22 protein-coding genes, 2 tRNA genes and 1 riboswitch are annotated in these 26,252 nt (G+C 70.9%); of the genes, 12 read left to right on the top strand and 12 right to left on the bottom strand.

The window, feature by feature from the left end:
* Nucleotides 1–8 precede the first annotated feature (8 nt).
* Entirely contained in the window at nucleotides 9–158 is a 150-nt protein-coding gene (locus HNP84_RS29560) for a hypothetical protein (protein WP_185053216.1), read from the bottom strand.
* 48 nt (nucleotides 159–206) lie between these two features.
* Nucleotides 207–1,439 (bottom strand): GNAT family N-acetyltransferase, encoded by a 1,233-nt coding sequence (locus tag HNP84_RS29555; protein ID WP_185053215.1) that lies wholly within the window; start codon nucleotides 1,437–1,439, stop codon nucleotides 207–209.
* 118 nt (nucleotides 1,440–1,557) lie between these two features.
* On the opposite strand from HNP84_RS29555, the gene HNP84_RS29550 reads away from it, so the two are divergent.
* From HNP84_RS29550 to HNP84_RS29535, 4 genes are all read left to right on the top strand, one after another.
* Nucleotides 1,558–2,673: a PP2C family protein-serine/threonine phosphatase gene (locus HNP84_RS29550; protein ID WP_185053214.1), complete on the top strand. Its 1,116-nt coding sequence runs from the start codon at nucleotides 1,558–1,560 to the stop codon at nucleotides 2,671–2,673.
* 101 nt (nucleotides 2,674–2,774) lie between these two features.
* Nucleotides 2,775–4,076, top strand: a complete 1,302-nt coding sequence (locus HNP84_RS29545) for a M50 family metallopeptidase (protein ID WP_312925956.1) — start codon at nucleotides 2,775–2,777, stop codon at nucleotides 4,074–4,076.
* Nucleotides 4,077–4,154: 78 nt separating this feature from the next.
* Entirely contained in the window at nucleotides 4,155–4,688 is a 534-nt protein-coding gene (locus tag HNP84_RS29540) for a MarR family winged helix-turn-helix transcriptional regulator (protein ID WP_185053213.1), read from the top strand.
* 21 nt (nucleotides 4,689–4,709) lie between these two features.
* On the top strand, nucleotides 4,710–5,072 hold the full coding sequence (locus HNP84_RS29535) for an MmcQ/YjbR family DNA-binding protein (protein ID WP_185053212.1): 363 nt from the start codon (nucleotides 4,710–4,712) through the stop codon (nucleotides 5,070–5,072).
* An 18-nt stretch (nucleotides 5,073–5,090) separates the two neighbouring features.
* Here the strand turns inward: HNP84_RS29535 and HNP84_RS29530 are convergent, their stop codons facing one another.
* The 3 genes from HNP84_RS29530 to HNP84_RS29520 all read right to left on the bottom strand — a co-directional run bounded on the left by HNP84_RS29530 (nucleotide 5,091) and on the right by HNP84_RS29520 (nucleotide 8,332).
* A complete protein-coding gene (locus HNP84_RS29530) occupies nucleotides 5,091–6,182 on the bottom strand; it encodes a coiled-coil domain-containing protein (protein WP_312925955.1) in 1,092 nt (363 codons plus the stop codon).
* Nucleotides 6,183–6,185: 3 nt separating this feature from the next.
* Nucleotides 6,186–6,331, bottom strand: a riboswitch (cyclic di-AMP (ydaO/yuaA leader).
* A gap of 71 nt (nucleotides 6,332–6,402) precedes the next feature.
* On the bottom strand, nucleotides 6,403–7,488 hold the full coding sequence (gene galT / locus HNP84_RS29525; protein WP_185053211.1) for a galactose-1-phosphate uridylyltransferase: 1,086 nt from the start codon (nucleotides 7,486–7,488) through the stop codon (nucleotides 6,403–6,405).
* 25 nt (nucleotides 7,489–7,513) lie between these two features.
* Nucleotides 7,514–8,332 carry a DeoR/GlpR family DNA-binding transcription regulator gene (locus HNP84_RS29520; RefSeq protein WP_185053210.1) on the bottom strand — a complete coding sequence of 273 codons (819 nt, stop codon included), beginning with the start codon at nucleotides 8,330–8,332 and terminating at the stop codon, nucleotides 7,514–7,516.
* Between the two features lie 179 nt (nucleotides 8,333–8,511).
* Here HNP84_RS29520 and HNP84_RS56815 point away from each other — a divergent pair, with 179 nt between their 5' ends.
* Complete coding sequence (locus HNP84_RS56815; protein ID WP_372513659.1) at nucleotides 8,512–8,589, top strand: 50S ribosomal protein bL37; 78 nt, start codon at nucleotides 8,512–8,514, stop codon at nucleotides 8,587–8,589.
* Nucleotides 8,590–8,671: 82 nt separating this feature from the next.
* Here HNP84_RS56815 and HNP84_RS29515 read toward each other — a convergent pair whose 3' ends face one another.
* The 6 genes from HNP84_RS29515 to HNP84_RS29490 all read right to left on the bottom strand — a co-directional run bounded on the left by HNP84_RS29515 (nucleotide 8,672) and on the right by HNP84_RS29490 (nucleotide 15,302).
* Entirely contained in the window at nucleotides 8,672–10,135 is a 1,464-nt protein-coding gene (locus HNP84_RS29515) for an MFS transporter (protein ID WP_312926078.1), read from the bottom strand.
* A gap of 89 nt (nucleotides 10,136–10,224) precedes the next feature.
* Complete coding sequence (locus HNP84_RS29510) at nucleotides 10,225–11,943, bottom strand: ATP-binding SpoIIE family protein phosphatase (RefSeq protein WP_185053209.1); 1,719 nt, start codon at nucleotides 11,941–11,943, stop codon at nucleotides 10,225–10,227.
* Nucleotides 11,944–12,255: 312 nt separating this feature from the next.
* Complete coding sequence (locus HNP84_RS29505) at nucleotides 12,256–13,614, bottom strand: TrpB-like pyridoxal phosphate-dependent enzyme (protein WP_185053208.1); 1,359 nt, start codon at nucleotides 13,612–13,614, stop codon at nucleotides 12,256–12,258.
* A gap of 145 nt (nucleotides 13,615–13,759) precedes the next feature.
* The gene (locus tag HNP84_RS29500) at nucleotides 13,760–14,656 is read right to left on the bottom strand and encodes an LLM class flavin-dependent oxidoreductase (RefSeq protein ID WP_185053207.1); all 897 of its coding nucleotides are present in this window, start codon (nucleotides 14,654–14,656) and stop codon (nucleotides 13,760–13,762) included.
* 101 nt (nucleotides 14,657–14,757) lie between these two features.
* A complete protein-coding gene (locus HNP84_RS51390) occupies nucleotides 14,758–15,108 on the bottom strand; it encodes a TfoX/Sxy family protein (RefSeq protein WP_221336907.1) in 351 nt (116 codons plus the stop codon).
* Nucleotides 15,109–15,228: 120 nt separating this feature from the next.
* Nucleotides 15,229–15,302 (bottom strand) — tRNA-Gly (locus tag HNP84_RS29490).
* Between the two features lie 90 nt (nucleotides 15,303–15,392).
* Between HNP84_RS29490 and HNP84_RS29485 the strand changes: the two genes are divergently transcribed.
* Nucleotides 15,393–15,469: transfer RNA gene (locus HNP84_RS29485), tRNA-Pro, on the top strand.
* 154 nt (nucleotides 15,470–15,623) lie between these two features.
* Here HNP84_RS29485 and HNP84_RS29480 read toward each other — a convergent pair.
* Entirely contained in the window at nucleotides 15,624–16,130 is a 507-nt protein-coding gene (locus HNP84_RS29480; RefSeq protein WP_312925953.1) for an ATP-binding protein, read from the bottom strand.
* A 281-nt stretch (nucleotides 16,131–16,411) separates the two neighbouring features.
* Between HNP84_RS29480 and HNP84_RS29475 the strand changes: the two genes are divergently transcribed.
* The 6 genes from HNP84_RS29475 to HNP84_RS29450 all read left to right on the top strand — a co-directional run bounded on the left by HNP84_RS29475 (nucleotide 16,412) and on the right by HNP84_RS29450 (nucleotide 25,556).
* The gene (locus HNP84_RS29475; protein WP_185053205.1) at nucleotides 16,412–17,278 is read left to right on the top strand and encodes a Sco1979 family transcriptional regulator; all 867 of its coding nucleotides are present in this window, start codon (nucleotides 16,412–16,414) and stop codon (nucleotides 17,276–17,278) included.
* A 191-nt stretch (nucleotides 17,279–17,469) separates the two neighbouring features.
* Complete coding sequence (tig, locus tag HNP84_RS29470; RefSeq protein ID WP_185053204.1) at nucleotides 17,470–18,861, top strand: trigger factor; 1,392 nt, start codon at nucleotides 17,470–17,472, stop codon at nucleotides 18,859–18,861.
* Between the two features lie 1,198 nt (nucleotides 18,862–20,059).
* A complete protein-coding gene (locus HNP84_RS29465) occupies nucleotides 20,060–20,704 on the top strand; it encodes a ClpP family protease (protein WP_185053203.1) in 645 nt (214 codons plus the stop codon).
* An 11-nt stretch (nucleotides 20,705–20,715) separates the two neighbouring features.
* Nucleotides 20,716–21,360: an ATP-dependent Clp protease proteolytic subunit gene (locus tag HNP84_RS29460; protein WP_185053202.1), complete on the top strand. Its 645-nt coding sequence runs from the start codon at nucleotides 20,716–20,718 to the stop codon at nucleotides 21,358–21,360.
* Nucleotides 21,361–21,553: 193 nt separating this feature from the next.
* Complete coding sequence (gene clpX, locus HNP84_RS29455) at nucleotides 21,554–22,837, top strand: ATP-dependent Clp protease ATP-binding subunit ClpX (RefSeq protein ID WP_185053201.1); 1,284 nt, start codon at nucleotides 21,554–21,556, stop codon at nucleotides 22,835–22,837.
* Nucleotides 22,838–22,976: 139 nt separating this feature from the next.
* Complete coding sequence (locus HNP84_RS29450) at nucleotides 22,977–25,556, top strand: valine--tRNA ligase (RefSeq protein ID WP_185053200.1); 2,580 nt, start codon at nucleotides 22,977–22,979, stop codon at nucleotides 25,554–25,556.
* Nucleotides 25,557–26,252 lie beyond the last annotated feature (696 nt).

Below are 26,252 nucleotides of genomic sequence, written 5' to 3'. Positions count from 1 at the left end.
AAGAAAGATCAGTCGCGGCCGCGGCGCGATTCGCGCCGCGGCATCTCATCGCGTAGAGGCCGCCGGTCCGCGGCCTCCTGCTGCTCCTTCGTCGGGCGCGAGACGTCGCGGGCCCGCATGGCCGTGATCGCGGTGATCTGCAAGCTCTGCAGTGCCATGATCCCGACCCTAGCGCACGTCCGTCGCGCGTCGAGGGGGCCGGACGGTCAGAAGACCGATCCCGCCCAGGGGCGCGGCTCCCAGGACATCGCCGTGGACAGCGCCCGCAGGGCGCCGGGGGTGTGCTCGGCGACCAGCCCGGCGCCGCCGTACGCCGACAGGGGCCGCCCGCCCAGGTACGCCGCACCGAGCGCCGAGACCGGGAGCGTCAGGTCGGCCGCGTCCGAGGTGGCCTCGCAGCGGGCGCCCGAGCCGTCGCCCGACAGCCGCCAGCGCCGCGCGTTCCACGGGCAGCGCGCGTCCTCCACCTGCACCACCACGTCCACCGGCGCCGAGTACGCCCGCGCCGCCAGGGCCCGGTCCACGTCCACCAGCCTGATCCACAGGTCGTCCAGCCAGGTCGCACGCAGGTTGCGCGGCTCGGCGATGAGGTGGATCAGCGGGTCGTCCACGGGGCGGCTCCACGCCTTGACCGTGCGCACCAGGTCGCGGTCCAGCACGCCGCGCCAGATCAGCGCGTACGCCGCCGGGTCGGTCGCGTACAGCTCGTTGAGCCGCAGTTCGCCCTCGGGGGTGTCGTGGGCGCTCCAGTTCGCCTTCACCCGGAACAGCGCGTAGCCGCGCGCCGCGGAGCCGTCCTCGGCGATGAGGCAGCGCAGCGGGCCCGCGCCCTCGCGGTCGTGCTCCTCGTCGGCGAGCAACTGGTCCCACCGCGCGGCGGTCCTGGCGTACTGGCCGGGGCGCTCGGCGCGCACGGCCTCGAACACCGTCTCGAACTCCTTGCGCGCCTCGGCCGGGCGGGCCACCCGCAGCCGCAGCGACGGGTCCTCGGGCACGCCGGGCCCGAACGCGGAACCGCGGGTGGGGATGTCGAACAGCAGGGAGTCGGCGGCGCGGCCGTAACCGAACCGCCCGTAGATGGCGGCCTCGGAGGCGTACAGCGCGGCCACGGGCTCGCCGCCCTCGTGCAGGTCGGTGAGCTGCCGCAGCATGAGGGCGGACAGGATGCCGCGGCGGCGGTGCGAGGGCAGCACGGCGACGCCGGTCACGCCCGCCACCGGCGTCGTCGCCCCCGGCACCGTCATGGTGAACGACAGGGCCGCGGTGTTGCCGACCACTTCGGGGCCGTCGAAGGCGGCGAGTGTGCGGTCGAACTCGGTCATGGCGCGGAAGCGGTCGAATATCGCCGGTGTGTCCGCGGAGTTGAAAGCCTCGACCCAGACGCGTACGTAGGCGTCCCATTCTGATTCGGACAGGGGCCTGATCGGAAAGCCGCTCATCTCGCCAACGTATGGCGCTGCACGTCCCGGCGGCCACCCAATATCCGTGTTTAACGATCAAGGCGTTGGTCAAGTGGGCTGCCCAATCCGTGCCGAGACCGATACAGTCGAGCGCATCATGAGTTCCCGTCCGGCGCCGCTGATCCCTCCACGGCTCCGCGCGCTACTGGTCCGAGTGCCCCTTCTGGTGCGCACCGTCCGCTTCGTGCGGCGCGAGATCCTGGGAAAGGACCGCAACCTCCTGCTCGCCCTGGTCGCGCTCACGCTCCTGATCGGCGTGCTCGCGGCGCACACGGTGACCGAGTGGTTCTCACCGGCCCTGCTGATCCTGGTCACGCTGGTCGGCGGGCTGCAGCTCCGGCTGCGCAGCCTGGTCATGTTGCTGGGCGCGGTCGCGGTGGCTCTGGTCTACGTCTGGGCGGTGCGGGGCTCGCCGGCGATCGGGCCGGGACTGCTGGTCACGATGGGCTTCACCGCCGTGCTCGCCGCCCTGATGTCGCGTACGCGGGGCAAGCTCGGCGTGCAGGGGCTGCGCGGCGACGCGATGCTGCTGGAACTGCGCGACCGGCTCAAGAGCCAGAGCGAGATGCCCGCCCTGCCCAAGGACTGGGGCGCCAAGGTGGTGCTCAAGCAGGCGGGCGGCTCGTCCTTCGGCGGCGACTTCCTGGTCTCCACCCGCCAGGACGACCGGCTGGAGCTCGCCCTGGTGGACGTCTCGGGCAAGGGCGTGGACGCCGGCACCCGGGCGCTGCTGCTGTCGGGCACGTTCGGCGGGCTGCTCGGCTCGGTGCCTGAGTTCCTGCCCGCGTGCAACGCCTACCTGCACCGCCAGCGCGAGGGTGAGGGTTTCGTCACCGCCGTGCACCTGAGCCTGGACCTCACCACGGGCGAGTACGTCATCACCTCCGCCGGGCATCCGCCGGTGGTGAAGTTCGAGTCGGGCACGGGCACCTGGCGGATCGCCACCGCCAAGGGCGTGGTGCTCGGCGTGGTGCCCGACCTGCACTGCGAGCCCGACAGCGGGGTGCTGCGCAAGGGCGACGCGCTCATGCTCTACACCGACGGCCTGATCGAGCAGCCGGGGCGCGACATCGACGCCGGGCTCGACCGGCTGCTGGGCGAGGCCGAGCGGCTGGTGCCCTCGGGCTTCAGCTCGGGTGCGCGCACCCTGGTCAACTCGATGTCGGCCGGTCACAGCGATGACTGCGCCCTGGTGCTCATCTGGCGCCCGTGACCCCGCGCCTTACCGACCGATCGGTACGAAGCGGGCTGAGCCGGGCAAGATTCGGTTAGCCTTGAGAAGCTAGCGACTTCTCGGTAACGGGGGTTCCACAGGTGATCTGGTACGTCGTCGGGATAGTCATCTTCCTCATCGGACTGATGATCTCGATCGGCCTGCACGAGATCGGCCACCTCGTCCCGGCGAAGCGGTTCGGCGTACGCGTCACGCAGTACATGGTCGGCTTCGGCCCCACCCTGTGGTCGCGGCGGCGCGGCGAGACCGAGTACGGCATCAAGTGGCTCCCGTTCGGCGGCTACATCCGCATGATCGGCATGCTCCCGCCCCGGGCTCAGGACGACGGCAAGCTGCGCAGCGCCGCCACGGGCCCGTGGCAGGGCCTGATCGAGACCGCCCGCGAGGCGGCGCTTGAGGAGGTCCGGCCGGGCGACGAGAACCGCGTGTTCTACCGCAAGCCGTGGTGGCAGAAGGTCATCATCATGGCCGGCGGCCCGGCGATGAACTTCGTGCTGGCCTTCGTGCTGTTCGCGGTGGTGCTGATGGGCTTCGGCGTGCCGACCCAGCAGACCGTGATCGCCACCGTCCCGGCGTGCGTGAAGACCCAGCAGTCCTACGAGCAGAACCCCGAGTGCACCGCGAGCGACCCGGCCAGCCCGGCGGCGAGCGCGGGCCTGCGCCCCGGCGACCGCATCGTGTCGGTCGGCGGAGTCCAGATCAGCACCTGGGAGGAGGCCACCCGCGCCATCCGCGCCGAGAAGGCCGGCCCCGTGGCGATCGGCGTCGTGCGCGACGGCAAGCCGCTCACTCTCACCGCCAACCTGATCGCCCAGGACCGCGAGTCGCTGGACGACCCCAACAAGATCGAAAAGGGCGTGGGCTACCTCGGCGTCTCCGCGGTGGTCGCGAACGAGCGGCAGAGCATCGGCGCGGTCACCGCGCACATGTGGGAGCTGACCGCGGCCACGGCGGGCTCGCTGATCCGGCTGCCGGAGAAGCTGGTGGGCGTGTGGCACGCCGCGTTCTCCGGGGAGGAACGCGACATCAACGGCCCGATCGGGGTGATCGGCGCGGGCCGCATCGGCGGTGAGATCGCCGCCTCGGAGGCCCCGGTCGACAGCAAGATCGTGTTCTTCATCAACCTGCTGGCCGGGTTCAACCTCGCGGTCGGCATGTTCAACCTGCTCCCGCTGCTCCCGCTGGACGGCGGCCACATCGCCGGCGGGCTGTGGGAGGGGATCAAGCGCGCCTACGCCCGGATCATGCGCCGGCCCACGCCGGGGCACGTGGACATCGCCAAGGCGCTGCCGCTGACGTACGCGATGGCGCTGCTCATGATCGTCATGGCCGGCCTGCTCATGTACGCCGACCTGGTGAACCCGGTCCGCCTGACCGGCTGATCCCGCTAGGCTGGGGCCGGCCACGCCGGGGGCTCCAGGATGTATGTATCGTACACATTTCTGCGGTAGCCTGGGGGCGTGGAGGTTCAGGAGAAGCAGGACGTCACCCTGATCGACGAGGCCCTGCTGCGGCTGCGCCGGATCTGGACCCGGCAGTTGCGCTCGCGCAAGGCCGGGGGCGACCCGGGCCGGCCCGTCCTGATGTCCAACATCATCGTCGTCAACGCCGTCCACCGGCTCAGCCGCGAGTGCGCCGAGGTCACCGTGGGCGGCGTCGCCGAGCAGGTGGACGTCGATCCCTCGACCGCCAGCCGCCTGGTCAACGACGCCATCGCCGCCGGACTCGTCGAGCGCGCGGCCTCACGCGTGGACGCCCGCCGCGTACGCCTGGTGCTGACCGAGGCCGGCCACCGCGTCCGTGAGGCCGTGGCCCGCTACCGCCGCGAGCACCTCGGCCGCGTCCTCGCCGACTGGGACCCCCAGGAGCGCGAGGTCTTCGCCCGCATGCTCGCCCGCTTCGCCGAGGCGTCGATCGCGACCCCGGCCGACACCGCCCGCTTCGACCGCCTCGTGGCCGAGGCCCTGGCGGGCGACCCGGTGCAGACCCCCTGACCGCCCTACCCGGAGGCCGCCATGGCAGACGACCCGCTGGAGAGACTGCGCCGGATCTGCATGGGCTTCCCCGAGACCGTGGAGAAGCTCAGCCACGGCGAGCCCACCTGGTTCGCCCGAGGGCGCAAGACCTTCGTCATGTACGCCGACCACCACCACGACGACCGGCTGGCGTTCTGGTGCGCGGCGCCGCCCGGGGCCCAGGAGGCGCGGGTGGCGGAGGACCCCGAGCGGTTCTTCCGCCCCCCGTACGTCGGCCACCGCGGCTGGCTCGGGGTCTACCTCGACGTCCCCGGCCTGGACTGGACCGAGATCGAGGACATCGTCGCCGAGGCCCACGAGGTGATCTCGGCCACGCTCCCCAAGCCCCGCCGCCGCGCCTGAGCCCCGCCTCGGCGCGTGTCAGTACATCGACACGTGCACGTGGTCGAAGTGGTTCTGGGTGATGCTGCCGCGGTCGGACATGGCGCGCCAGCCGGGGGAGGCGATGTTGTAGATGCGCTGCTTGTAGATGACGTACTTCACGCCCAGCTTGGCGGCGTTCTCGATGGTCCAGGCGGCGATCTGGTCGCCCAGGGCCAGGTTGGCGGCGCTGGGCATGGCGCCGCCGCTGCTGAGCATGAAGTCGCAGGCGCGGCCCAGGGGGTGCTCGCCCCCGCCGCCGTCGTTGCGGAAGCAGCCGACGGTGAAGGGCAGCTTGAACCGCTCCTTGATCTCATCGCGCATCAGCCGGGTGCGCGGCGTGATGTTGTCGGGGCCCGTGGGCAACTCGGGGCTCCAGGTGCCGTCGGAGCGTTTGCCTGAGGCGGCGGGCACGAGCTGGTCCAGCTTGCGCTCGATCTGGCCGATCAGCTTCTCGGCCTCCTTGCGCCTCCGGTTGACGTCCTCGGCCTGGCCGCGGATCTTCCCGGTGAGCTTCTCCGCCTCCTCGGCGGCCTTCTCGCGCTCGTCGCGGGCGGTGGCGAATCCCGCGAGGTACGCGCTCTGCCGCTCGGCCATCTGCTGCAGCAGCGCCGCGCCGCCCGCGCTCTGGCCGAACAGGAACGCGGGCAGGTCGTCGTCGCCGGCCTGGTAGCGGAGCTGGGCGATGTCGCCGACCTCGCGCGTGGCCCGCTCGTACGCCTCCTGGGCGGCGGTCAGCTTCTCGCGCGCCGCCCGCTCGGCCTTCTGCGCCTCGGCCAGTTCGGCGCGCTTGGCGCCGTACTCGGCGATGAGCTTGTCCACTTGCTTGTTGAGCTTGGCCAGCTCGGCCTTCAGCGCGGCCTTGCTCGGCTTGGGCTCCGCCGCTCCGCTGCTCGCCGGGCCGAGGGCGATGGCGCCGGCGGCGGCCAGCACGCAGGCGGCGAGCGCCACGCCGCGCAGCAGCGATGACGGGTGGTGCAGTGCGCCGGCTCCGCCGGACGTGCTGTTCGTGCTGTTCTTGCTGAACTTACCGGTCTTACTGGGCTTACCGGTCTTGCTGGGCTTACGGGACGTGGGGGGCTGGGCCGCCACGCATACTCCTCTCCTGCCGCCGACCGGGTTAGCTGACGGGTTCGGGCCGAGAGCGAGCCCTACCGCGGCGTGCGGCGCCGTGGATTCACCCCATGAACCTGGGTCCCCGGTTCCCGGGCGAGGCGCCCGGGATTAGGCGAGTCGACTGGTACAGCCGATGTGTGAGGATGTTAGTGGTAAAACGACAGTCATGCGACTCTAAGCTGAAATCAAGCGGTGATCAGTCCGTTATCGCCGCCGCCTCCCGCAGCATGCGCGCGGCCTCCTCCGGCACCACGTCGTTCACGAAGGCCCCCATGGCCGACTCCGACCCGGCCAGGTACTTCAGCTTGCCCGGCGCCCTGCGGATGCTGAACAGCTCCATGTGCAGGTAGGCCAGGTCGGCGCCCTCGCGTACGGGCGCCTGGTGCCAGGCCGCGACGTACGGCATCGGCACGCCGAACAGGCCGTCGAGCGCGCGCAGCACGCCGGTGTAGAGCGGCGCGAACGCGGCGCGCTCCTCGGCCGTCAGCGCGCCCAGCCTCGGCACCCCCCGGTGCGGATACAGGTGCACCTCGAACGGCCAGCGGGCCGCCGCCGGCACGAACGCGGTCCAGTGCTCGTTGCGCGCCACCACGCGCACCTCCGCCCGCTGCTCGGCCGCGAGCACGTCGGCGAACAGGTCGCCCCCCGTACGCTCCCGGTGCTCCGCGGCCATCGCCAGCATCCGGCGGGTGCGCGGCGTGACGTACGGGTAGGCGTAGATCTGGCCGTGGGGGTGCGCCAGCGTGATGCCGATCTCCGCGCCCCGGTTCTCGAAGCAGAACACCTGCTCCACTCCCGGCATGGCCGACAGCTCGGCCGTGCGGTCGATCCACGCCTCCATGACCAGCGCGACCTGCTCGGGTGAGAGCGAGGAGAACGAGGCGCCGTGGTCGGAGGTGAAGCACACGACCTCGCACCTGCCGACGCCCGGACGCACCTCGCTCAGCCCGCCCACCTCGGCGTACTCCCCGAGGTGGGAGGAGAAGGACGGGAAGCGGTTCTCGAACACCACCACGTCGTAGTCGGCGGCCGGGATCTCGGTCGGCCTGCCGGGCGCCGACGGGCACAGCGGGCACTCGTCGGCGGGCGGCAGGAAGGTGCGGGTCTGGCGATGCCGGGCGACGGCGATCCACTCGCCGGTCAGCGGGTCGCGGCGCAGCTCCGAGGCGAGCGGGCGCGGCGGCAGGTCGCGCTGGTCGATCGCGCTCCTGTCGGCGTCGTCGCGGCGGTCGAAGTAAATCAGCTCGCGCCCGTCGGCGAGGTGGGTGATGGTGCGTTTCACGCTGGTGGTCCCTCCGGCGTCGAGGTCAGGTGGGGTCGTCGGGTCCGGAGCCGGCCGGGGGAGCGGACGCGCGGCCCTCGGCCACGATCAGGCCGCCCACGTGCGCGGCCAGCTCCTCGCGGGCCGCCTGCGGCAGACCCTCGTCGGTGATCACCAGGTGGGCCTCGGACAGCTCGGCGATGGTGCTGATGCCGACGGTGCCCCACTTGGTATGGTCGGCCGGCACCACCAGGCGGGTGGCCGAGGCGACCAGCTCGCGGTCGGTCTCGGCCTCCAGGAGGTTCGGGGTGGTGAACCCGGCGCGCACGCTCATGCCGTGCACGCCCAGGAACAGCGTGTCCACGTGCAGGCGCCGGATCGCGGCGACCGCGACCGGCCCGACCAGCGCGTCGGACGGCGTGCGCACGCCGCCGGTCAGCACCACCGTGCGGTCGGGGCGCGGCGCCCGGTGGAACACGTCGGCCACCCGCACCGAGTTGGTGATGACGGTGAGGTCGGGCACGTCGACCAGGTGGTGCGCCAGCGTCCAGATCGTGGTGCCCGCGGACAGGGCCACCGCCGTGCCGGGCCGCACCAGCGCGGCGGCGCGGCGCGCTATCGCGTCCTTCTCCGCCCGCTGCCGGGCCGACTTGGCGGTGAACCCGGGCTCCTCGGTCGAGCCGGGACCGGCGGCGGTGGCGCCGCCGTGCACCTTCTCCACCAGCCCGCGCTCGGCCAGGGCCTCCAGGTCGCGCCTGATGGTCATGTCGGAGACGCCCAGCTCGCGCACCAGGTCGGCGACGCGAACGCCCCCGTCGCGCCGGACGCGTTCGAGGATCGTCTGCTGGCGCTGCTGTGCGAGCATGGCCACTCCTTCCAACAGATTCCACCAAATTATGACAGAGACGGCGATGGGTCATGTTCGATTGGTGATGACTCCTGCGTGAAACCCGAATCAAAGCCGGTTACGGCTTGTGCGCGGGACGACGTCACTGGATCGTGAGACGTACGTCACATCGTCGGCAACGAGCGGAGGTCTGCGACATGGCCCGACGCGCGCGCAAGGGACGGGCACGCAAGAAGAAGAAGGCGAACCACGGCAAGCGCCCCACGGCCCGCTGAACCGCCGCCCGCCGGGCCCGGCGATCGGCCGGATGCGCCCGGCGGCGGCCCGGCCCCGCCGCCGTCCGCGCGGGGCGAATCGTCAGACGCGCTTGGCGGCGGCCCGGTCCGCGTCGGTGTCCGCGTGGGCGTGCGTGCCCGCATCCGTCGCCGCGCCGGTGGCCACGCTCGGGGCGCCGCGGCCGGGGCGGGGGATCGCGATGGCGATGAGCAGGCCCGCGAGGGCCGCGCCCGCGGCCAGGGCGAGGCCGACCCGCAGGCCGGTGAGCGAGGGCGCCGGGCCCAGCGTGAGCTGCGCCAGCACCACGCTGATCACCGCGCTGGAGACGGAGGTGCCGATCGCGCGCATCAGCGCGTTGAGCCCGTTCGCGGCGGCCGTCTCGGTCGTGGGCACCGAGCCCATGATCAGTGCGGGCATCGAGGAGTAGGCCAGGCCGAGCCCGGCCGAGATCACGATGGTGGCGAGCACGACCTGCCAGGCCGAGGCCAGCAGGCCGATGCTCGCGGCGTACCCGAGGGCCATGATCGCTGCGCCGCCCACCAGCGCGGTCTTGGGGCCCCAGCGCCGCGACACGCGGGCGGAGACGGGGGAGAGGATCATCATGACCAGCCCGCTCGGGGCCAGGCACAGCCCGGTCTCCAGCAGCGACAGGCCCAGGCCGTAACCGGTCTCCGGCGGGGCCTGGAGCACCTGCGGCAGGATCAGCGACATCGCGAACAGCGCGAACCCGACGCACACCGACGACAGGTTGGTGAGCAGGACCGGCCGCCTGGCCGTGGTGCGCAGGTCCACCAGGGGCGCGCGGATGCGCAGCTCGGCCCAGGCCCACAGCGGCAGGATCACGGCCGCGCCGGCGAACAGGCCGACGGTGAGCGGGCTGCCCCAGCCCCAGTCGCCGCCCTTGGACACCGCGAGCAGCAGGCAGACCAGCCCCGCGGTGAGGCCGAGCGCTCCGGGCAGGTCGAAGCGGCCCCCGGCCCGTACCGGCGACTCCGGCACCAGGAACAGCACCAGCAGCAGGTTGAGCACGCCCACGGCGGCGGACAGCCAGAACAGCGCGTGCCAGTCGGCGCGCTGGGCCACGAAGGCGGCCAGCGGCAGGCCGATCGCGCCGCCCACGCCCAGCGTGGCGCTCATCAGCGCCATCGCCGAGCCGAGCCGGCGCGGCGGCAGCTCGTCGCGCATGATGCTGATGCCGAGCGGGATCACCCCGACCGCGCAGCCCTGCAGCACCCGGCCGAACACCACGAGGCCGAGCGAGCTGGTCAGGGCGCAGATCGCCGAGCCGGCGACCATCATGGCCAGCGAGAGCAGGATCATCCTCCGCTTGCCGTACATGTCGCCCAGCCGGCCGCTGACCGGGTTGCACACCGCCGCGGCGAGCAGCGTCGCCGTCACCACCCAGGAGGCGTTGGCCGGCGTCGTGTCGAGCAGGCGCGGGAGATCGGGGATGAGGGGGATGACCAGGGTCTGCATCAGGGATACGACGATCCCGCACAGCGAGAGGACGACGACGAGCACGCCGGGTCTTCGCACGGATGTCACGGCCAAACCAGGACCTCTCGGCACGATGCAGGCAAGACCTATGTACGGTACACGTTATCTCGCCATGATCATGATCCGGCTCCCCCGGATCAGGGCAGGCGCACCTCGCACCACACGATCTTCCCGGTGGCCGTGGGCCGGGTGCCCCAGCGGTAGGAGAAGCGGTTGACCAGGTTCAGGCCCCGCCCGGCCTCGTCGTCCGCCTCGGGCTCCCAGCGCACCGGCCGCTGCGGGCTTCGGTCGGCCACCTCGCACAGCAGCGTGGCGCCGCGCAGCAGGCTCAGCTCGATCGGCCCGGTGCCGTGGTTGACCGCGTTGGCCACCAACTCGCTGACCATCAGCTCGGTGACGTCCAGGATCGCGCTCTGCCCCCACGCGCGCAGCGTCGCCCGTACGAGCCGGCGCGCCTCGGCCGCCGACTGCGCCTCGAACGGCAGCGTCCAGGTCACGTACTCCGACGGCGACAGGTCGCGCACCCGGGCCAGCAGCAGCGCGATGTCGTCGCGCTCGTCGCCCGGCCGCTGGGTGGCGATGGTCGCGTCGCACAGGTCTTCCAGGTCCTGGTGGGAGTACTCCAGCAGCCGGCGCAGGTCGCGGATGCCGGAGTCCAGGTCGCGGTCGCGGCTCTCCACCAGGCCGTCGGTGTAGAGCGTCAGGACGCTGCCGGGCGGCAGCGTCAACTGGCGCATCTCGAACGGGTCGCCGCCGATGCCCAGCGGCAGGCCGGGCGGCAGCTCGATCAGCTCGGTGCTGCCGTCGGGCCGCAGCAGCACCGGCGGCACGTGCCCGGCGCGGGCGATGGCGCAGGAGTGCGTGATCGGGTCGTACGTCGCGTACACGCAGGTCGCGATCTGGGTGGCATCCAGGTCCTGGGTCATCCGGTTCAGCCGGAACAGCACCTCGCTGGGCGGCAGGTCCAGGCTGGCCAGCGTGCGGGCGGCGGTGCGGAGCTGGCCCATCGTGGCCGCCGCCCGGGTGCCGTGCCCCATCACGTCGCCCACGACCAGGGCCGTACGGTGGCCGGGCAGCGGGATCACGTCGTACCAGTCGCCGCCGACCCCGGTCAGGTCGCTGGCCGGCAGGTAGCGCGAGGCGATCTCCAGGCCGGGCGGCGCGGGCAGGTCGGTCGGCAGCAGGCTGCTCTGCAGGGTGAGCGCGGTGCGGCGCTCGCGGTCGTACAGGCGGGCGTTGTCCAGGCACAGCGCCGTGCGCGCGGCCAGCTCCTCGGCGAGCTGCACGTCCTTTTCATGGAACGGGGAGCTGTCGGGCGAGCGGGTGAACACCGCGAAGCCCAGCACCCGCCCCCTGGCCTGCAACGGCACCACGAGGAACGAGCTGTCCTCCAGCAGGGCGCCCACGACGTCGCGCTTGGCCAGGATCGCCAGCTCCCTGGCGGTCATCGCGTCCATCCGCGGGTACAGGATCGGCTGGCTCGTGGCCACGCACCGCGCGTACGGCGACCAGGAGGGGTAGACCGCGACCTCGTCGATCGGGAACGCGGCGCGGTAGTCGTCGGCGCGCGAGCTGGTGCCGAGCGCGATGCGGCGCACCACCGCCGACCCGTCGGCGGGCCGGGCGGGGAACTCGCCCTCGGTGACCAGCCGGTCGTGCACCAGCACGTCCGCGGCGTCGGCGAAGCGCGGCACCGCGACGTCCGTCAGCTCCCGGCCGGTCTGGCTCAGGCTGAGGGTGCTGCCGATCCTCCGGCTCGCCTCGTTGAGCAGCGCGAGCTGTTCCTTGGTGGAGGCCGGGCTGCCGAGCCGCTTGCGATCGGGAGAGGGCGGGTTGACGACGAAGTAGGCGGTCATTCGCCGTCGTCCCGCCCGGCGTGCGACGTGACGTGCTCGACGGCCCCGGCCGGGTGTGCGGCCCGGGGCAGGCCGCGGCCGGCCGCGCCGCCGTCGAATGCGCTCACCCTGCTCCCGCCCCTCCCTGATTCGCGGGCCTGACGCGCCCGCCGCGCACGACGCTGTGCGGAGCCGGCCGTCCCGCGAGGTGGCGGACGCCACCGGCTGCTCAGGAACGAGCATAGTAAAGATCGATCTTCCTGAAGCCGGTGGAACGCTGACAAGCACCCGAAAATTGTGATTTGTCGCACTTGGGGAGGGGCGGGACGGGACTCAGACGCCGGGCAGCGTCGCCAGCGCCTCCTCGATGCGGTCCTGCGGCAGCTCGAAGTCCTCCATCGCGCCCGACAGGTAGCGGTCGTAGGCGTTCAGGTCGAAGTGCCCGTGGCCGCACAGCGCCGTCAGGATCACCTTCTCCTCGCCGGTCTCCTTGCAGCGCAGCGCCTCGGAGATGGCCTCGGCGAGCGCGTGGGTCGGCTCGGGCGCCGGGACGATCCCCTCGGTGCGCGCGAAGCGCACGCCCGCCTCGAAGCACTCGCGCTGGCCCTTGGCCACGGCCTGGAACATGCCCAGCTCGTACATGTGCGACAGCAGCGGCGACATGCCGTGGTAGCGCAGGCCGCCCGCGTGGATGGGGTCGGGCACGAAGCCGTGCCCCAGCGTGTGCATCTTCAGCAGCGGGGTGAACCCGGCCGTGTCGCCGAAGTCGTAGGCGTACCTGCCGCGGGTGAAGGACGGGCACGCGGCCGGCTCCACCGCCCTGATCTCCGGCGAGATCCGCCCGGCCAGCTTCTCCCGGATGAACGGGAACGTCAGCCCGGCGAAGTTGGAGCCGCCGCCGGTGCACCCGATGATCAGATCGGGCGTCTCGCCGAACGCCGCGAGCTGCTCCAGCGCCTCCTCGCCGATCACGGTCTGGTGCATGAGCACGTGGTTGAGCACCGAGCCCAGCGCGTAGCGGGTGTCGTCGGCGCCTCCCGCGACCTCGACCGCCTCGCTGATCGCGATGCCCAGGCTGCCGGGGGAGTCGGGGTTCTCGGCCAGGATCGCGCTGCCCGCCTTGGTCACCGGCGACGGGCTGGCGTGCACGGTCGCGCCGTAGACCTGCATCAGCGAGCGGCGGTGCGGCTTCTGGTCGTACGACGCGCGCACCATCCAGATCTCGCACTCCAGGCCGAACTGCGCGCACGCGAACGCCAGCGACGAGCCCCACTGCCCGGCGCCGGTCTCGGTGGTCAGCCGCCGGATGCCCTGCTGGGCGTTGTAGTACGCCTGCGGCACCGCCGTGTTGGGCTTGTGCGAGCCGGCGGGGGAGCCGCCCTCGTACTTGTAGTAGATCCTGGCCGGGGTGCCGAGGGCGCGCTCCAGGCGCCGCGCCCGGATCAGCGGCGTCGGCCGCCACAGGCGGTAGACGTCGCGCACCGCGTCGGGGATCGCGACGAACCGCTCGGCGCTCACCTCCTGCGCGATCAGGTCCATCGGGAACAGCGGCGCCAGGTCCTCGGGCCCGACCGGCTCGCGGGTCCCCGGGTGCAGCGGCGGGGGCGGCGGGGCGGGCAGGTCGGGCACGATGTTGTACCACGCGCGGGGAATCCGTGACTCGTCGAGCAGCACTCTGGTCGCTTCGCTCACCGTGCCTCCACGTCTACGGGGAGTCCGTCAGATCAACCCAGTGTCGGCCTCCGGGAGGGTCACGGTAAGACCCCGGCCCGGTGACTCCGTGTAAGTCTTTCCGGTCAATCCGCGATCCGTAACGTGTTTCGGCGAGCCGTAATGCTCAGCCCTCGCGTTCCTTGGCGACGCGCTCGCGCACCTCCGGCACGACCTCCTCGGCGAAACGGCGGAGCTGCCGCTCCTGGTCGCCCTCGGGCCACAGGACGAACGTGTCCAGCCCGTAGCCGAGGGCCAGGTCGGTCAGCTCGTCCGCCCACTGCTCCGGCGGCCCGTTCAGGAAGCCCGCCGAGGGGCCGCCGGGCTCGGTGATCGCGCCGTTGACGTTGTAGAGGCGGCGGACGTCGCGCGGGTCGCGGCCCGCCGCCACGGCGCCCTCGTCCAGGCGCGCGATCAGCTCGGGCAGCCGCTCCGGCGTCGCCCAGGTGGACGACGGCAGCCACCCGTCGGCCCGCGCCCCGGCCAGCGCGAGCGCCCGTGGCCCGCCCACGCCCAGCCACAACTCGATCGGCCGCGGCGGCACCGGCCCGGAGTGTGCCCCGGCCAGGCGGTAGTGCTCGCCCTCGAACCGCAGGTTGCGCTCGCCCGACCAGACCTTCCGGATCACCGTGATCGCCTCGTCGAGCGCGGCCAGGGCCTGCGCGGGCGTCCGCCGCGCGCCGCCGTACGCCTCGATGGCCTCCCAGAACGCCCCCGCGCCCAGGCCCAGCTCCACCCGGCCGCCGCTGAGCAGCGACAGGCTGGCGGCGGACTTGGCCAGCACCGCCGGGGGACGCAGCGGCAGGCTGACCACGTCGGGGAACACCCTGATCCGGCCGGTCACCGCCGCGATCATGGTGAGCAGGGTCCACGTGTCGACGTATCGCCGCTGGTAGGGATGGTCCTGCACCCCGATGAGGTCCAGCCCGAGATCATCGGCCAGCCTGGCCCGCTCCAGCAGCGGATCGCCCGCCGCCGGCACCAGGAAGTACCCGAACTCCAGCGCCCGTCCGTAGTCGCCCATGACGCGCCTCCTCGCTCGTCCTCCACCCCGCGCAAACCCCGGGCCGTCCCCGCGTGTTCCCGGCCCGGCGGCCGTGGAGGGCGATGCACGTGCAGGCGAGGTCAGGCCAAGGCCGCGACGAACTCCCGGGCCTCGTGCACCAGGGCGAGCCAGTCCTCCGCGGCGGACGGCGCCACGGCCAGCCACTCGCGCATCGGCCGGCCGTGACCGGGGTCGAACCGCTCGCCCGCGCCCGCGGCGACCAGCTCCTCGACCCGCCGGCTCGGCAGCTTCACCACCAGGCCGCCCCGGACCAGCATGGCGAAGATCCTGCCGCCCACCTTGAGCGCCGAGGAGCCGAACCCGGGCCGCGCGTCGTACACGCTCGCCGTCTGGGTCACGCCCGCCAGCGTGAGGAGTTCCTCCGCGATCGCCGTGAAACGCTCTTCGGGACCGGCCACGCGTTCGCTCATGTGAACCTCCTGGAGGGAGACTCCGCGTAATCGAGCCAGACGGCAAATTTGGACAAAAGCCGATAAAGCGACGAAAAGGCCAGGGTCCGGAATCCCGGATGACCTGGCCTTTTCGCCTGGTGGAGCGGACGACGGGAATCGAACCCGCGTAGCCAGTTTGGAAGACTGGGGCTCTACCATTGAGCTACGTCCGCGCGAGCCGGTCGTGGTCTGGTCTAGACTTCTTCCGGTCGTCAGGGCGTAAGCGTACCGGAGTTCGCGGGAGCTTGCGTACCCGGCGCCAGCGGGGCGTGGCGCAGCTTGGTAGCGCGCGTGCTTTGGGTGCACGAAGTCGTGGGTTCAAATCCCGCCGCCCCGACCAGTGGTCCAGGACCGGCCCGTCCGGTCCCGGTCCCATCCCGGTCCCAGGTCCCGCCCGGGTTCGGCTCTGGCCCGGGTTCGGCTCGGACACGCCAGGGGTGGACGGTTGCGGCCGGGCCGTAAGGTCCGCCGCCGCTGTCCTTATTACATACGTGTCATCCGGCCGCGCCGGCCTGGCCCGGCCCCGTCACGAAGCCGTCGCCGCCGAACAGCGCCCACACGGCCTTGCCGCCGTTCTCCAGCCGGTCCCAGCCCCAGCGCTGGCTGTAGGTCTCCACGATGTACAGGCCGCGGCCGTTCTCGGAGATGAAGTCGGGCTCCTTGGGCACCGGAGCCTCGTCGCTCGGGTCGGCCACGGCGAGCAGCACGTGCGGCATGAGGCGCAGCAGCATCAGCGTGATGGGCAGCTCGCCGCTGGTGCCGCGGGGGCACATCGCATAGCGGACGGCGTTGGTGACCAGCTCCGAGACCACCAGGGCGGCGTCGTCGCCGAGGTCGTTCAGGCCCCAGTTCCGCAGCGTGTTCCGGGTGACGTCACGGGCCAGCTTCACCGAGTCGGCCTGCGGCGGGAGGGGGCACGTCGCCGTGTCGGACGCCCGCGCGTACAGCAGTTCCGCGAAGCCGAGTCGCCGCTGTATCTGCAGGCGGTCAGCGGTGGACACCGGTTCATCCACCATCCGGCCGACCCCTCCCGGTCCCATGTTGACATCTCCGTAACGTTGCCGATTTACGGACTAGTGCACCATTAGCCCAATATGCACTAGGCCATCATGGGTCACCGCTTACGTCCGCTGCAAGACCCAAATGCACGTGCACCTGCATTGTGCAACCGCATGGGCGGTTACGACTTCCGGCTTGCGAATCGGACACGAGGTTGAGACCTTGTCATAGCGGCCGGAAGTGGTGACACTGTGTCCGCTGGCCCAAGCGAGAGGGAGGCGACGTGACGCAGACTCAGCCGGGAGCAGGTCCCACGGCGCTGCGCATCCTCCTGGGCTCCCAACTGCGCCGGTTGCGGGAGGCCAAGGGCATCTCGCGCGAAGAGGCCGGCCACCTCATCCGCGGCTCCGAATCCAAGATCAGCCGGATGGAGCTCGGCCGGGTCGGCTTCAAGGAGCGCGACGTGGCCGACCTCCTCACCCTGTACGGCGTGGAGGACGAGGAGGCGCGCATGCCCGTCATGGAACTCGTGCTCAAGGCCAACGAGCCGGGGTGGTGGCACCGCTTCAACGACCTGCTCCCGTCGTGGTTCCAGGCATACGTCGGCCTGGAGGAGGCGGCCTCGCGCATCCGCACGTACGAGGTGCAGTTCATCCCCGGCCTGCTGCAGACGAAGGAGTACGCCCGCGCGGTGATCACCGCCGGCGCCGCCGGCCTCAGCTCGCACGAGATCTCCCGGCGTGTCGACCTGCGGATGGAGCGTCAGCGCGTGCTCGACGGCGGGGGCGGCCCGTTCTTCTGGGCGGTCATCGACGAGGCGGCCCTGCGCAGGCCCATCGGCGGCGCCGACGTGATGCGGGCGCAGATCGAGCACCTGCTCGACCTCATGCGCCAGCCCAACATCACCATCCAGGTGATGCCGTTCAGCTTCGGCGGGCACAGCGCCGAGGGCGGCGCGTTCAGCATCCTGCGCTTCCAGGACCCCGAGCTTCCCGACGTCGTGTACGTCGAGCAGCTCGCCAGCGCGCTGTATCTCGACAAGCGCGAGGAGGTCGACCGCTACAGCGAGGTCATGGAGCGGTTGTGCGCGGTGAGCACCACGCCCGACGAGACCGTGGCCATTCTCCTGAAGATCATGAAGGAGATCTGACGGTAGCTTCGTCGTCCAGATGTGTTCATCTGCCTTAGACTGGCGGGCGGCGCTGGACACGCGCCACTTTCGAGCATGTCCAGATGGTTGTGATCAGCGCCGCACATGTGGGCGCGGCGCGCTTGCCGCGGTAGCCGTACACGACTTGACGCGCCCGCGATCACTCGAAGCTTGATCAAGGAGACCACCCCGTGAAGACCGCTGTCGAGGAGCTCACCCCGACCCGGGTGAAGCTCACCGTCGAGGTACCGTTCGAGGAACTCGGCGAAAGCATGAAGGCGGCGTACAAGAAGGTCGCGCAGCAGGTGCGCGTCCCCGGTTTCCGCCCCGGCAAGGTCCCTGCTCGCATCATCGAGCAGCGCTTCGGCCGCGCAGTGGTGCTGGAGGAGACGCTCAACGACGCGGTCCCGAAGCTGTACGGCCAGGCCGTTGACGAGAGCGACATCTTCCCGGTCAGCCAGCCGGACATCGAGGTCACGAAGATCGAGGACGGTCAGCAGGTCGAGTTCACCGCCGAGGTGGACATCCGGCCCAACTTCGACCTCCCCGACTACCAGGGCATCGAGGTGACGGTCAGCACGGCCGAGGTCTCCGACGCCGACATCGACGCGCAGCTCGACTCCCTGCGCCAGCGCTTCGCCACCCTCACCGGCGTCGAGCGCCCGGCGCGCAAGGGCGACTACGTCGTCATGGACCTCGCCGCGTCCATCGACGGCAAGAACATCGAGGAGCAGCAGGCGAGCGAGGTGTCGTACGAGGTCGGCGCCGGCTCGGTGCTGCAGGGCCTCGACGCCGCCCTGGAGGGCATGTCCGCGGGCGAGGAGAAGGTCTTCACCTCCGAGCTGGTCGGCGGCCAGAACGCGGGCGAGGAGGCCCAGATCACGGTCTCCGTCAAGTCGGTCAAGGAGAAGGTCCTCCCCGAGCTCGACGACGACTTCGCCCAGCTCGCCAGCGAGTTCGACACGCTGGAGGAGCTGCGCGAGAGCCTGCGCGGGCAGGTCCGCCGCAACAAGATCGTGCAGCAGGTCATGGAGGCCCGCGACAAGGCGCTCGACGCCCTCCTGGAGCAGATCGACATCCCGCTGCCCGACAGCGCGCTGAAGACCGAGATCGACGCGCGCAAGCACAACCTTGAGCACCAGATCGCCGACAGCGGCCTCAGCCGCGACGCGTTCTTCCGCCTCTACCAGACCACGGAAGAGGAGCGCTTCCAGGAGTTCGAGCAGACCGCCGCCAAGGCGCTGAAGACCGGCTTCGTGCTCGACAAGATCGTCAAGCAGGAGGACCTCGGCGTCTCCGAGCAGGAGCTCACCAACTTCGTCGTCCGCCGCGCCATGGAGCTGGGCGTGGCCCCCAACACCCTCGCCCAGCACCTCGCCGACAACGACCAGCTCACGCTGGCCATGGTCGAGATCGTCCGCGACAAGGCCAAGACCGTCCTCGGCGACGCCGCCAAGGTCGTCGACGAGAACGGCAACGAGGTCGACCTCAAGGCCATCTACGCCGAGATCAACCCTCCGGCCGAGGGCGAGTCCGCCGAGGCGCCGTCCGAGGAGCAGGCGACCGACAAGCCCGCCGAGTAGGCACGCCGGCGCCACCTCTTCGGCTCACCGCGTCACCGTACGCCCCCGTCGCAGCCTCGCGACGGGGGCGTACGCGTTGGGGGCATCGACGTCCTGAACGAGAGACGGTGGCGGCGGTGCGCTTGCAGCCTCACGCGGGGCGCGGGCCCGCGACAGGCGTCGCAGACACCGGCATGTACACGCGCGTCCGCCTCCCCGTCGCGATCCACGCCCGGCTCGCCTGCCCCTACCGCGCTGCGCACCGTGTCCCGGTCCGCGTGGCACCCGCCCCCGACGGCGCGCCGCCATCCATGCCCCGCTCGTCCACAGCGCGCCGGCGTACCGCTCCCGTCCGTGTGGTCGCGCGCCGCCCACCCCGCCCTCAGCCTCCCCCGCCGCCTCGGCGCAGGGCGCCGTGCCCGCGCCCTGGGCCCCCGCACGGGCACCTTGGGCCCGCATCCCGCCCGGCGCATGCATGCGCCCAGCCCTCAAGCGCCGGCGTATGGCCGAATGGCACTGACAGGAGTGGTGTGAAAGTTTCCCCTGGTAGAAGTGTGGCGTCGTGAAATGGTGGCGCTCTGGCACCGGGCCCCTCCAGAGACCACGCCGCGCCCGCACGTGCTCCGGTACCGCGCTACGTCACGCCCGCGCCTTCGCCCCGGGCTACGTCACGCCCGCGCTCGCCCTGTGCCCGGCTCGCGCCGCGTGTTGCCCGCGTGCCGTCCCGCGCTTCGGCATCGCGCCGTGCTCCGGCCGTCTGCCGCCCGCCGGCGCCCGCGCCGCCTCCAGAGACCGGGCTGCGCCCCGCACGTATGGCCCCGCGCCTCCGGTACCGCGCTACGCCCCGCCCGGGCGACACGGACCTTGCGCCGGTCGCTGAGGATGAGCGGGGCTTCTCGATGGCCGGGAGGGGCGGGCCAAGGGCTGGTCATGGTGGGGCAAGCGCGGTCCCGCCTATCGCGAAAGCTTGTCCCAAAGATCTGGAACCGGGGGCCTGACGGTGAATGCCGGTTGAGCGTGGGGAGTTTTCGGGGTTGAAGGGGCTTGGTGCGGTTGGCCGGTCTAGCGTGGGGCTGTACGGGCCGGCGGTCCTCAAACCCCTTGGGGACCTACCTGCGCCGACAGCGAACAGCACCTCGGAGGGGGCATGTCAGGTCCACGACGGGCGTTAGGGTCACAGGCAAAGCCAATCGTTTACGACGCATCGGAAGGTGACGCTGTGACCAGCCCGCCGACCCTCTACCAGCCGAACGGCTTCGAGCCCGCCTCGTCGAGCCAGCCCAACGGCTCGTTCCGGCTCGAAGACCAGCTTTATCAGCGGCTGCTGCGCGAGCGCATCATCGTGCTGGGCTCCCAGGTCAACGACGAGATCGCCAACCGAATCTGCGCGGAGCTGCTGCTGCTTGCGGCCGACGACTCCGAACGCGATATCTACCTGTACATCAACTCGCCGGGCGGTTCGGTGACGTCAGGTATGGCGATCTACGACATGATGGAGTATGTGCCTAACGACGTGTGCACCGTCGCCATGGGCCTCGCCGCCTCGATGGGGCAGTTCCTGCTCTGCGCCGGCGCCCACGGCAAGCGTTACGCACTGCCCCACGCCCGCATCATGATGCACCAGCCTTCCGGTGGCATCGGCGGAACCGCCGCCGACATCGCCATCCAGGCGGAGCAGATGCTCTACGTGAAGAAGACCCTGGCCGAGCGTATTGCCTACCACACCGGCCAGCCGCTCGAACAGATCGAGAAGGATTCCGACCGCGACCGCTGGTTCACCGCCGACGAGGCCAAGGACTACGGCTTCATCGACCACGTGGTGCGCAGCGCGCGGCAGGTGCCCTCCAGCGGTGCCGTCTCCTGAAAGGGCGAAAGGTGACTGAGCTGATCCGGCCGGGAGACATCAACGGCCGCTATGTGATCCCGTCGTTCACCGAGCGGACGACATACGGGATCAAGGAAATGAACCCGTACACCAAGCTCTTCGAGGACCGCATCATCTTCCTCGGGGTGCAGATCGACGACACGTCGGCCAACGACGTGATGGCCCAGCTCCTGACGCTGGAGTCGCTCGATCCCGACCGTGACATCAGCATCTACATCAACTCGCCGGGCGGCTCCTTCACCGCCATGACGGCGATCTACGACACGATGCAGTTCGTCCGGCCGGAGATCCAGACGGTGTGCCTGGGCCAGGCGGCCTCCGCCGCCGCGGTCCTGCTCGCCGGCGGTACGCCGGGCAAGCGGTTCGCGCTGCCCAACGCCCGCGTCCTGATCCACCAGCCCTCCACCGAGGGCGGCGGCCAGGGGAGCGACATCGAGATCCAGGCGCGCGAGATCCTGCGGATGCGCTCGCTCCTGGAGGAGATCGTGGCCAGGCACTCGGGCAAGACCGCCGACCAGGTCCGTCGCGACATCGAGCGCGACAAGATCCTCAGCGCCGAGGAGGCGAAGGAGTACGGCCTGGTAGACGACATCATTCCGTCGCGGAAGAAGCGCGCTCAAGCGGTCGCGAGCTGACGGATCGTGCGCACCGGAACGGTGCCCAATTGGGCACGTTCCGGTGCGACTCGCCGCTAGGGGGCTCACTGAGGGCCCGGAAGACGGTAACGTCGAAACCTGAGCGGGATGACTTTTCGCACCCGGTATCGGGCCGGGGGCGAAAGAAACGGACCGCGGCAGCAGGGCGGTCCCACGCAAAGGAGTATCTGGGGTGGCACGCATCGGCGACGGGGGAGACCTGCTCAAGTGCTCGTTCTGCGGAAAGAGCCAGAAGCAAGTCAAGAAGCTCATCGCCGGACCCGGCGTCTACATCTGCGATGAGTGCATCGATCTCTGCAACGAGATCATCGAAGAGGAGCTCTCCGAGTCCTCCGAGCTCAAGTGGGACAATCTGCCCAAGCCGCGGGAGATCTACGAGTTCCTCGACGCCTACGTCATCGGTCAGGACAAGGCGAAGAAGGCGCTCTCGGTGGCGGTCTACAACCACTACAAGCGGGTGCAGTCAGGCGACCGGGGCCGCGACGACGGCGTGGAGTTGTCCAAGTCCAACATCCTGCTGCTCGGGCCGACGGGTTCCGGCAAGACCCTGCTCGCGCAGACGCTGGCGAAGATGCTGAACGTACCGTTCGCCATCGCCGACGCGACCGCGCTCACCGAGGCCGGCTACGTCGGCGAGGATGTCGAGAACATCCTGCTCAAGCTGATCCAGGCCGCCGACTACGACGTCAAGAAGGCCGAGACCGGGATCATCTACATCGACGAGGTCGACAAGATCGCCCGCAAGAGCGAGAACCCGTCGATCACCCGCGACGTCTCCGGCGAGGGCGTGCAGCAGGCGCTGCTGAAGATCCTGGAGGGCACCACCGCATCGGTGCCGCCGCAGGGCGGGCGCAAGCACCCCCACCAGGAGTTCATCCAGATCGACACCACCAACGTGCTGTTCATCTGCGGTGGCGCGTTCGCCGGCCTGGAGAAGATCATCGAGTCGCGGGTCGGCAAGAAGGGGATCGGCTTCAACGCGATCCTGCACTCCAAGGACGAGATCGACTCCTCCGACATCTTCGCCGACGTCATGCCCGAGGATCTGCTCAAGTTCGGCATGATCCCCGAGTTCGTCGGCCGCCTGCCGGTCATCACCAGCGTGCACAACCTCGACCGCGAGGCCCTGATCCAGATCCTCACCGAGCCGCGCAACGCGCTGGTCAAGCAGTTCCGGCGGCTGTTCGAGCTGGACAACGTCGACCTGGAGTTCGGCACCGACGCGCTGGAGGCCATCGCCGACCAGGCGATCCTGCGCGGCACCGGCGCGCGCGGCCTGCGCGCGATCCTGGAGGAGGTCCTCCTCTCGGTGATGTACGAGGTGCCCAGCCGGCAGGACGTCGCCCGGGTCATCATCGACCGGGCCTCGGTGCTCGAACACGTCTACCCGACCCTGGTGCCCCGCGACCAGCTCCAGGCCAAGCAGCAGCGCGCGCCCCGCGAGAAGTCCGCCTGACGGGCGCGCGAACACGCCTGAACCGGCCGGCGGTGACGATCACCGCCGGCCGTTCGCATGCCGGGGCGCGCGCGACGCGTGATCCGCCCCGCGCTCGAACGGATACGGAACGGGTGCGGCCCGGCCCTAGAATCGTCACGTGACGACGCCAGAGCTGCCAACCCAGTACACGCCCGCCGACGTCGAGACCCGGAGCTACGAGCGCTGGGTATCCGAGGGGTACTTCCGGGCGGACCCGGGCAGCGACCGCGAGCCGTACTCGATCGTGCTTCCGCCGCCCAACGTCACCGGCTCCCTGCACATCGGCCACGCGCTCGACCACTCCATCCAGGACGCGCTCACCCGCCGCGCCCGCATGCGCGGCATGGAGACGCTGTGGCTGCCCGGCATGGACCACGCCGGCATCGCCACCCAGAACGTCGTGGAGCGCGAGATCGCCAAGGACGGCCTGTCGCGGCACGACCTCGGCCGCGAGGCGTTCGTGGAGCGCGTCTGGCAGTGGAAGGAGGAGTCCGGCGGGCGCATCCTCGGCCAGATGAAGAAGCTCGGCGACGGCGTCGACTGGTCGCGCGAGCGGTTCACCATGGACGAGGGCCTGTCGCGGGCCGTCCAGACCATCTTCAAGCGGCTGTTCGACGACGGGCTCGTCTACCGCGCCGAGCGCATCATCAACTGGTGCCCGCGCTGCCTGACCGCGCTGTCCGACATCGAGGTCGAGCACAGCGAGGACGAGGGCGAGCTGGTCTCGATCCGCTACGGCGACGGCGACGACGCGATCGTGGTGGCCACCACCCGCGCCGAGACCATGCTCGGCGACACCGCGGTGGCGGTCCACCCCTCCGACGAGCGCTACACGCACCTGGTCGGCCGCGAGGTCGAGCTGCCGCTCACCGGGCGGCGCATCCCGATCGTGGCCGACGAGCACGTCGATCCGGCGTTCGGCACCGGCGCGGTCAAGGTCACCCCGGCCCACGACCCCAACGACTTCGAGATCGGCCGCCGCCACTCGCTGCCGTCGCTGTCCATCATGGACGAGCGCGGCGTCATCACCGCCCACGGGCCGTTCGAAGGGCTCGACCGGTTCGAGGCGCGGCCGGCGGTCGTGGCGGCGCTGCGCGCCGAGGGCCGCATCGTGCACGAGCGGCGTCCCTACCTGCACTCCGTCGGCCACTGCTCGCGGTGCAAGACCGTGGTCGAGCCGCGGCTGTCGCTGCAGTGGTTCGTCAACGTCTCGCCGCTGGCCAAGGCCGCGGGCGACGCGGTGCGCGACGGGCGTACCCGCATCCACCCGCCCGAGATGGCCAAGCGCTACTTCGACTGGGTCGATGACATGCACGACTGGTGCATCTCCCGCCAGCTCTGGTGGGGGCACCGCATCCCGGTCTGGTACGGCCCGGGTGGCGAGGTCGTGTGCGTCGGCCCCGACGAGGAGCCCCCGGCCGGCTACGTCCAGGACCCGGACGTCCTGGACACCTGGTTCTCCTCCGGCCTGTGGCCGTTCTCCACGATGGGCTGGCCGGAGCAGACCCCGGAGCTGGCCAGGTTCTACCCGACCTCGGTCCTGGTCACCGGCTACGACATCCTGTTCTTCTGGGTGGCCCGGATGATGATGTTCGGCCTGTACGCCATGGACGGCGAGCCGCCGTTCCGGGTCGTCGCGCTGCACGGCATGGTCCGCGACCAGTTCGGCAAGAAGATGTCCAAGTCGTTCGGCAACGTCGTCGATCCGCTCGACTGGATCGAGCGTTACGGCGCCGACGCCACCCGCTTCACGCTGCTGCGCGGCGCCAACCCCGGCTCCGATGTGGCGATCAGCGAGGAGTGGGCGGCCGGCTCGCGGAACTTCTGCAACAAGATCTGGAACGCCACCCGCTTCGCGCTCATGAACGGCGCCACGGTCGCGGGCGAGCTGCCCGACACCGGCCTGACCGCCGCCGACCGCTGGATCCTGTCCCGGCTGCAGTCCGTGATCAGGGCGGTGGACGAGGCGTCGGAGGAGTTCGAGTTCGCCAAGGTCGCCGACCTGCTGTACCACTTCGCGTGGGACGAGGTCTTCGACTGGTACGTCGAGCTGGCCAAGATCCAGCTCGCCGCCGGGCTCGACCACACGCGCCTGGTCCTCGGCCACGTCTTCGACGCGCTGCTGCGGCTGCTGCACCCGATGATCCCGTTCGTCACCGAGGAGCTGTGGCGGGCGCTCACCGGGCGCGAGTCCATCGTGGTCGCGAGCTGGCCGGTCGCCGACTCCCGGTACGACGCGCCGGAGGCGGAGGAGGAGATCCGCGCGGTGCAGCACCTCGTCACCGAGGTCCGCCGGTTCCGCTCCGATCAGGGGCTCAAGCCGGGCCAGCGGGTCGCCGCCCGCCTGGCGCTGGCAGGCACGCCGTTGGCCGCGCACGAGCCGGCGATCCGTACGCTGCTCCGCCTCGATCCCGCGGGCGACGGCTTCAACGCCACGGCCCGGGTGGTCGTGGGCACGGTCGCGGTCGAGATCGACACCGCGGGGGCCATCGACGTCGCCGCCGAGCGCAAGCGGCTGGAGAAGGACCTCGCCGCCGCGCGCAAGGAGGCGGCCCAGTCGGCGGGCAAGCTCGGCAACGAGCAGTTCATGGCAAAGGCCCCCGAGGACGTCGTGGCCAAGGTCCGCGCCCGCGCCACCCAGGCCGAGGCCGACATCGCCCGGCTTGAGGCCCAGCTCGCCGCCCTGCCGCCGGCCTGACCCGCACAGCCGGGTCCCGGCCGGGGCACGGCCGGTTCGCGGGCGGTTCGCGGGCGGGTCATTGCCAGGTCGCCGTCTTCACCGCCGGGCTTGACCCGCGCTCAGGGCACGATGGCCGTCCCGCTGCCGGGCCCCGCGCAGTCGGGGCGTGGCGTCCGCTACCGCTCTGACCCCGCGCAGTGGGGGTGCGGCGTCCGCTACCGCTCTGACCTGCGCAGATCGCCGTGGGAGCGATCCGCTCCCACGGCGCCGCGGCCGGCGGAAGCGTGCGGCCCCCGGTGGCGTTTGGAGTCTCTGCACCATGGGTAGACCTCATTGTTACCGGGGAAGCGGCCAATGATCCCGATGAGGGTGCTAATGTTTCTTCCTGCGGGGCCGAGGAGCCCTGCTCACCCTCAACCTCTCCCCGGAAGATCGGGCGTACTGGCGTGGTTTGGTGCGTACCGGACATTCGGGTAAGGTCCAAGGGTTGTCCCCGAAGGGGGACGAACCACCAGGATCGGGACGGTTTGCCACAAACCTCCCAAGCCTGATAAGATAGACAAGCGGAAGTAACGCCCTGGAGGGCTCACGGGAGATCGTCTCACGGGGCCGCAGAGCACGCGTCCGTTTCTTGAGAACTCAACAGTGTGCTAAAAGCCAGTGCATGATGCACAACCCCGTCCCCCGCGGGTTCGTGGGGAACGGATTCCTTTG

Origin of the sequence: Thermocatellispora tengchongensis, from assembly GCF_014202315.1 — a bacterium.
Lineage (GTDB): Bacteria > Actinomycetota > Actinomycetes > Streptosporangiales > Streptosporangiaceae > Thermocatellispora > Thermocatellispora tengchongensis.
The sequence above is the reverse complement of the archived record's forward strand: the minus strand, read 5'-3'. Positions and strand labels throughout refer to the sequence as shown.

Excerpts from the sequence above, each read along its gene's own strand:
- HNP84_RS29560 (WP_185053216.1), bottom strand. The coding sequence starts at position 158 with ATGGCACTGCAGAGCTTGCAGATCACCGCGATCACGGCCATGCGGGCC.
- HNP84_RS29555 (WP_185053215.1), bottom strand. The coding sequence starts at position 1,439 with ATGAGCGGCTTTCCGATCAGGCCCCTGTCCGAATCAGAATGGGACGCC.
- HNP84_RS29550 (WP_185053214.1), top strand. The coding sequence starts at position 1,558 with ATGAGTTCCCGTCCGGCGCCGCTGATCCCTCCACGGCTCCGCGCGCTA.
- HNP84_RS29535 (WP_185053212.1), top strand. The coding sequence starts at position 4,710 with ATGGCAGACGACCCGCTGGAGAGACTGCGCCGGATCTGCATGGGCTTC.
- HNP84_RS29520 (WP_185053210.1), bottom strand. The coding sequence starts at position 8,332 with ATGCTCGCACAGCAGCGCCAGCAGACGATCCTCGAACGCGTCCGGCGC.
- HNP84_RS56815 (WP_372513659.1), top strand. The coding sequence starts at position 8,512 with ATGGCCCGACGCGCGCGCAAGGGACGGGCACGCAAGAAGAAGAAGGCG.
- HNP84_RS29510 (WP_185053209.1), bottom strand. The coding sequence starts at position 11,943 with ATGACCGCCTACTTCGTCGTCAACCCGCCCTCTCCCGATCGCAAGCGG.
- HNP84_RS29500 (WP_185053207.1), bottom strand. The coding sequence starts at position 14,656 with ATGGGCGACTACGGACGGGCGCTGGAGTTCGGGTACTTCCTGGTGCCG.
- HNP84_RS51390 (WP_221336907.1), bottom strand. The coding sequence starts at position 15,108 with ATGAGCGAACGCGTGGCCGGTCCCGAAGAGCGTTTCACGGCGATCGCG.